4 protein-coding genes and 1 pseudogene are annotated in these 6,504 nt (G+C 64.3%); 2 read left to right on the forward strand and 3 right to left on the reverse strand.

Going from position 1 to position 6,504, the window contains the following annotated elements:
- Nucleotides 1-49: 49 nt before the first annotated feature.
- On the reverse strand, nucleotides 50-1,540 hold the full coding sequence (locus DMX12_RS16030; protein WP_009682136.1) for an aldehyde dehydrogenase family protein: 1,491 nt from the start codon (nucleotides 1,538-1,540) through the stop codon (nucleotides 50-52).
- A gap of 136 nt (nucleotides 1,541-1,676) precedes the next feature.
- Between DMX12_RS16030 and DMX12_RS16035 the strand changes: the two genes are divergently transcribed.
- Both DMX12_RS16035 and DMX12_RS16040 read left to right on the forward strand, forming a co-directional pair.
- Nucleotides 1,677-2,567 carry a LysR family transcriptional regulator gene (locus tag DMX12_RS16035; RefSeq protein ID WP_110678621.1) on the forward strand — a complete coding sequence of 297 codons (891 nt, stop codon included), beginning with the start codon at nucleotides 1,677-1,679 and terminating at the stop codon, nucleotides 2,565-2,567.
- Nucleotides 2,568-2,742: 175 nt separating this feature from the next.
- The gene (locus DMX12_RS16040; protein ID WP_110678623.1) at nucleotides 2,743-4,137 is read left to right on the forward strand and encodes a VOC family protein; all 1,395 of its coding nucleotides are present in this window, start codon (nucleotides 2,743-2,745) and stop codon (nucleotides 4,135-4,137) included.
- A 108-nt stretch (nucleotides 4,138-4,245) separates the two neighbouring features.
- On the opposite strand, the gene DMX12_RS30350 is transcribed toward DMX12_RS16040, so the two are convergent.
- Together DMX12_RS30350 and DMX12_RS30355 are read right to left on the reverse strand one after the other, a co-directional pair.
- Nucleotides 4,246-5,106 (reverse strand): methyl-accepting chemotaxis protein, encoded by an 861-nt coding sequence (locus tag DMX12_RS30350; RefSeq protein WP_371105801.1) that lies wholly within the window; start codon nucleotides 5,104-5,106, stop codon nucleotides 4,246-4,248.
- Nucleotides 5,101-6,144, reverse strand: a pseudogene (locus DMX12_RS30355) (Cache 3/Cache 2 fusion domain-containing protein); the annotation flags it as partial. The pseudogene DMX12_RS30355 and the gene DMX12_RS30350, both read right to left, overlap by 6 nt.
- Nucleotides 6,145-6,504 lie beyond the last annotated feature (360 nt).

Consider the following 6,504-nt stretch of genomic DNA (forward strand, 5'->3'; position numbering starts at 1 on the left):
TTCACCCGCGAACCGGGGGCAAAGCCCCCGGCCATGCAGCATCAACCGATCAGTCGAACACGATACCCTGTGCCAGCGGCAGCTCGCGCGAGTAGTTCACAGTGTTGGTCTGGCGGCGCATGTAGCCCTTCCAGGCATCCGAACCGGATTCCCGGCCACCACCGGTCTCTTTCTCGCCACCGAACGCACCGCCGATCTCGGCACCGCTGGTGCCGATGTTGACGTTGGCAATGCCGCAATCACTACCCGCAGCGCTCTGGAAACGTTCGGCCTCACGCAGGTCGGTGGTGAAGATGCACGACGACAGGCCTTGTGGCACTTCGTTGTTCAGGCGCAGGGCCTCTTCAAAGTCGTCGTAGGCCAGTACGTAGAGGATCGGGGCGAAGGTTTCGTGGCGGACCACGTCACTTTGCGCCGGCATTTCAGCGATGGCTGGCGACACGTAGTAGGCATTCGGGTACTGCTCGGCCAGCTGACGCTCACCACCGAATACCTGGCCGCCTTCGTCGCGGGCCTTGGCCAGGGCGCCCTGCATGGCGTCGAACGACAGCTTGTCGATCAACGGGCCAACCAGGTTGTCCTTGCGCGGGTCGCCAATGCGGACTTTGCCGTAGGCAGCTTTGACCCGGGCAACCACTTCGTCCTTGATCGAACGGTGCACGATCAGGCGGCGCAGGGTAGTGCAGCGCTGGCCGGCGGTACCGACCGCCGAGAACAGGATGCCGCGCACGGCCAGGTCGAGGTCGGCGCTGGGGGCCAGGATCATGGCGTTGTTGCCGCCCAGTTCGAGGATGCTGCGGCCGAAGCGTGCAGCCACACGTGGGCCGACTTCGCGCCCCATGCGGGTGCTGCCGGTGGCGCTGACCAGCGGCACACGCGGGTCGTCGACCAGGGCTTCACCGGCTTCACGGCCACCGATGACCAGCTGCGCCAGGCCCGCCGGGGCGTCACCAAAGGCTTTCAGGGCTTTCTCGAACAGCGCCTGGCACGCCAGGGCGGTCAGCGGGGTTTTCTCGGACGGCTTCCATACCACCGAGTTACCAGCCACCAGAGCCAGTGCAGTGTTCCAGGCCCACACTGCGACCGGGAAGTTGAAGGCGCTGATCACGCCGACCACCCCCAGCGGGTGCCAGGTTTCACGCATGTGGTGCCCTGGGCGCTCGGAAGCGATGGTCAGGCCGTACAGCTGGCGCGACAGCCCCACGGCGAAGTCGCAGATGTCGATCATTTCCTGAACTTCACCCAGGCCTTCCTGGGTGATCTTGCCGGCTTCGATCGAGACCAACTCGCCGAGGTCGGCCTTGTGCGCACGCAGCACTTCGCCAAACAGACGCACCAGCTCGCCGCGGCGTGGTGCCGGTACGCTGCGCCAGGCTTCGAAGGCGCTCTGGGCCTGGTCGATGCAGGCGGTGGTCTCGGCCTTGCCGAGCAGTTTCACCGAGGCGATCTGGCTGCCGTCGATCGGCGTGTGAACAGGGTAATCGCCCTGGGTGTAAGCCTCGGCGGCAACGCCAAGGCGCTCGAGCAATCCAGCAACCATTTGTGCTTCTCCTACATCGGGTGATGGGGTGGAAAAATGATGTGGATCAGTATTAATCCGATCACATAGGTACAACAAACGACCTTTATTCCGCATATCATTCCACCAGGTAATGATCCGTATCGCAGAGACCGCTATGTCCAAACGCCTGGTGCCCTCCATGACCGCCCTGCAGTGCTTTGAAGCTGCAGCCCGCCATTTGAGTTTTACCCGTGCCGCTGAAGAGCTGCACCTGACCCAGAGCGCGGTCAGCAAGCAGGTGGCGCAGCTGGAGGACATGCTGCGCCATCACCTGTTCCTGCGCATTCGCCGGCGCCTGCAACTGACCCCGGCCGGCAGCCTGTACCTGGCCGAGGTCAACAAGATTCTTACCCAGGTGGATATGTCCAGCCGCTACGTGCTCACCTATGGCGAGCAGACCGAGATATTGAAGGTCGCCACTCAACCGAGTTTTGGCGTGCGCTGGCTGATCCCGCACCTCAAGGGCTTTGGCAAACGGCACAGCAATATCCACCTGGATATCCGCAACGAGATGGAGCCGTTCGCCCTGCTGCAGGGTTCGGCGGACGTGGTGTTCTTCTATGGTCAGGGCACCTGGCCGGGTGCCACCTGCGTGGCGCTGTTCGGCGAAGAAGTGGTGCCGGTGTGTGCGCCGGAGCTGCTGGCCGGGCGTGAGTTGGCGGGCGCCGAACAGCTGGCCGAGCTGGTGCTGTTGCAGAGTACCTCGCGCCCCGAGGCCTGGCACGAGTGGTTCCTCGAGCAGGACCTGCAAAGCGTCAACGCCTACCACGGGCCGCGCTTCGATACCTTCTATATGGCATTGAGCGCCGCGCAGACAGGCTGCGGGGTAGCACTGGTGCCGCGCTACCTGGCAGCCAAGGAGCTGGCCGACGGCAGCCTGGTGGTGCCATGGGATCACGCCATGCGCAGTGCCGGGGCGCATTACCTGGCGTATGCCGAGCATGCGGCGGAGGTGCCCAAGGTACGGGCGTTGGTGGAGTGGATTAGCGAGCAGTTGCAGGCTTGAGGTTGCCGGGCCTACCTCGACCTGAGCGGCCTTGTGTCGCGATGGGCTGCAAAGCAGCCCCAATGGCCCTTGAGGTCGATCAAAAAAGGAATGACACACTCACTTTTTTTCGCTTGTGAGCAAGGTGCATTCCCAGCTTTCATGTAAGCGTCCAAACCTAACCAGGAAGCTAGCGATGCCCGCCCACGATTTCGTCAGCCCCGACAGCATTCGCGCGCAGTTTTCTGCCGCCATGTCGCTCATGTACAAACAGGAAGTGCCGCTGTACGGCACGCTGCTGGACCTGGTGAGCGAAATCAACCAGCAGGTCATGGCCCAGCAGCCCGACGTTGCCGAGGCCCTGCGCTGGACCGGCGAAATCGAGCGCCTGGACCACGAGCGGCATGGCGCCATCCGGGTTGGCACCGCCGCAGAACTGGCCACCATCGCCCGCCTGTTCGCGGTGATGGGCATGCAGCCGGTTGGGTACTACGACCTTAGCTCTGCCGGTGTGCCGGTGCACTCCACCGCCTTCCGCGCGGTACACGAGCAGTCCCTGCACATCAGCCCGTTCCGGGTGTTCACCTCGCTGCTGCGCCTGGAACTGATCGACAACCCGCAACTGCGCGAACTGGCCCAGAGCATCCTGGCCAAGCGCCAGATCTTCACCCCGCGCGCCCTCGAACTGATCGCCCAGTGCGAGCGCGACGGCGGCTTGAATGCCACCGATGCCGCCGCATTCGTGCAGGAGGCCCTGCACACCTTCCGCTGGCACCAGGACGCCACCGTCACCGCCGAGCAATATCAGCAGTTGCACGATCAGCACCGCCTGATTGCCGACGTGGTGGCCTTCAAGGGCCCGCACATCAACCACCTGACCCCGCGTACGCTGGACATCGATGCCATTCAGGTCGGCATGCCGGCCAAGGGCATTCCGCCCAAGGCCGTGGTGGAAGGCCCGCCCACCCGCCGCCACCCGATCCTGCTGCGCCAGACCAGCTTCAAGGCCCTGCAGGAAAAGGTCGCCTTCAGCGACCAGCAGGGCAGCGAAGGCAGCCACACCGCGCGCTTTGGCGAAATCGAGCAACGCGGTGCGGCCCTGACACCCAAGGGCCGCCAGCTGTACGACAAACTGCTCGATGCCACCCGTGCTGCCTTGGGCGGTGCGCCGGCCGAGGCCAACGCCGAACGTTACATGACACTGCTGAAGGACAGCTTTGCCGAATTCCCGGACGACCTCGCGCAGATGCGTGAACAGGGCCTGGCGTATTTCCGTTACTTCGCCACCGAAAAAGGCCTGGCCGCACGTGACCAGCAAGGCCGCCCCACCACCCTTGAGGGCTTGATCGAGGCCGGCCATGTGCACTTCGAAGCGCTGGTCTACGAGGACTTTCTGCCGGTAAGCGCGGCGGGCATCTTCCAGTCCAACCTGGGTGACGATGCGCAGGCCGAGTACGGCAGCAATGCCAACCGCGATGCCTTTGAAGCGGCATTGGGGCTGCAGGTGCAGGATGAGCTGGCGCTGTATGCGCAAAGCGAGCGGCGGTCGCTGCAGGCTTGTGCGCAGGCGTTGAACCTAGGTTCGATGTAAGCCGGTAGATCGCCGGGCGCGCGCCCGCTCCCACAGGCCCAAGGCTTGCGCTGTACCTGTGGGAGCGGGCGTGCCCGCGAATGGGCCGCAAAGCGGCCCCCTGCGATATCAGCGGAAACGATCAACTTCCTGCCGCAGCTGCGCCGCCAGCCCTTCCAGCTCCCGCGCGGTAAAGGCCAGCTCATTGGCCACCTCGCGCTGCTCGCCGTTGGCCTGGGCAATGCTCTGCAAATTGCGGCTGAGCACCGTCGCCGTGCTGCTCTGCTCCTGAGTCGCCGTACTGATCACAGTGAACTGCTCACCCGCCGCACGGCTCTGCTCGTCGATACGCGCCAGCGCTTGCGCCACCTTGTCATTGCGCTGCAGACCTTCCTGCATCAGCTGGTTACCCTGCTCCAGCGTCGTGATGGCGTGCCCGGTCTGCTGCTGGATGCTGGTGATCATCCCGGATATTTCATCCGTGGCCTGGCGGGTTCGTGCGGCCAGGCTGCGCACCTCGTCCGCCACCACCGCAAAGCCGCGGCCCTGCTCACCGGCGCGGGCAGCCTCGATGGCCGCATTCAACGCCAGCAGGTTGGTCTGTTCGGCGATGGCAGTGATCACGCTGATGATGCCGCCGATTTCCTGCGAGCGTGCCCCCAGGCTGTCCATCACCGTGGCCGTACCGCCGAGGGCATCGGCGATCTGCTTCAGCGAACGCGATGCTTCATCCATGGCGCTGCGGCCGATGCGGGTCTGCTGGGCATTGTCACGCGCCATGCGCTCGGTGCCCGCCATGTTGTCGGCGATGTTCATCGAGGTGGCGCTGAACTCCTCCACCGCACCGGCCATGCTGGTGATTTCACCGGACTGCTGCTCCATGCCCTCGCAGGCCCCGGCCGACAGGCCAGACAACGATTTGGCGCGCGAGCTGACTTGCTCGGACGCACTGCGAATATGCTCGACCATGCCTGACAAGGCCTCGCCCATCTTGTTGAAGCTGCTGGCCAGTTGGCCGATTTCGTCGTGGCTGGTCACGCTCAGCCGCGCGCTCAGGTCACCTGCGCCCAGCGCTTCGGCCTGGCGCACCAGCGCGTCCAGCGGCCGCAGCTTACGCCGCAACAGCCACAGGGTAGCCGCCACCGCCAGGACCATCGCCAGCAGGCTGCCGATGGCCAGGCGCAGGCCTACACTCCAGGTCACCTCACGGATTTCCGCCATCGGCATGCTCGCCACCACCGTCCACGGGCCTTCGGCAAATGCGGCCGTTGCGCTGTACAGCGGTTGCTCGGCATTGGCTGGTGGCACCAGCCACTGGCCGTTCTCGTCCTGCAGGGCCAGCGAACCGGTCTGGCCAATGCGGAAACGCTTGAGGTTGGCAAACTGGGTGTTCTGCGCATCGGTGTAGTCGAAGCCAACGAACAATACGGCAATTACCCGGCCGTTGCTGTCACTTACCGGCACATAGCGGGTCATGTAGTTACGCTCGAACAACACGGCGCGGCCAACGTACATTTGCCCGGCCAGCAACTTGCGGTAGGCCGGGTGCTGACGGTCGAGCTGAGTGCCGATGGCGCGGCTGCCGTCCTGCTTCTTCAGGTTGGTGCTGATGCGCACGAAGTCTTCGCCACTGCGCACGAACAGCGTGGCGATGCCAGCGGTCATCTGCTGGAATTCGTCAACCTGCTGAAGATCGTTGTTCAGCAAATGATCACCCAGGTACAGCGCCGGTGTTGCCTGCCCGGCGACCTGCACCGTTTCACCGGCATGCAGCGACAGGCCCGAGGCGAAGCGGCGCTCGAACAACCCGCTGAGGCGCTGGGTATTGTCCTTGAGCGAACTGTGGAAGGTTTCGAGCTGGTCGGCCAGCAGGCGCGCTTCACTGCCCAGGTGCGCCTGGCGTGTGGCGAGGTTGGCATCGTCCAGCGAACGCAGGGCAAACAGGGTACTGCCGGAAATCACCAGCGCCAGCACGATGGCGAGGGCGACACCGAGCTGCGAGGCTATGCGGGCACGGGGTTGAGACATGTGAAGCTCCTGGCAAGAGGCCGGGATCGTCCTGATCACGCTGACCGCCCGCTTTCTATCGACGGGAAGTGCGCCCTCTTCCGGGACGCTGTGCCAGTGAATCGGCGTCGCGGGCGAATACTTGAGTGTCGGGCCGGGATATTCGCAAACGTTTTCTACAGCCTGTTGCGGCCCTGTCGTCGGCAAGCCGGGCCCCACACGTGCAGCACAGGTCTTGAGCGCATCGCTACCGGTGTGGGAGATTCTATGGTTCCTGGCAAGGGTAGCCGGAGCATCTTCAGCGCCTGTGAGATCGAGCGCCGCCCGCGCGGCGCAATCGCGAGCTGCGCTCGCTCCTACGTTTGTTTCGGGCCAGTAACG

Origin of the sequence: Pseudomonas sp. MB-090624 (assembly GCF_003205245.1) — a bacterium.
Classification (GTDB): Bacteria; Pseudomonadota; Gammaproteobacteria; order Pseudomonadales; family Pseudomonadaceae; genus Aquipseudomonas; species Aquipseudomonas juntendi.

Coding starts and splice junctions, on each gene's coding strand:
- DMX12_RS16035 (WP_110678621.1), top strand. CDS start 1,677: ATGTCCAAACGCCTGGTGCCCTCCATGACCGCCCTGCAGTGCTTTGAA.
- DMX12_RS30350 (WP_371105801.1), bottom strand. CDS start 5,106: ATGGGCGAGGCCTTGTCAGGCATGGTCGAGCATATTCGCAGTGCGTCC.
- DMX12_RS16040 (WP_110678623.1), top strand. CDS start 2,743: ATGCCCGCCCACGATTTCGTCAGCCCCGACAGCATTCGCGCGCAGTTT.
- DMX12_RS16030 (WP_009682136.1), bottom strand. CDS start 1,540: ATGGTTGCTGGATTGCTCGAGCGCCTTGGCGTTGCCGCCGAGGCTTAC.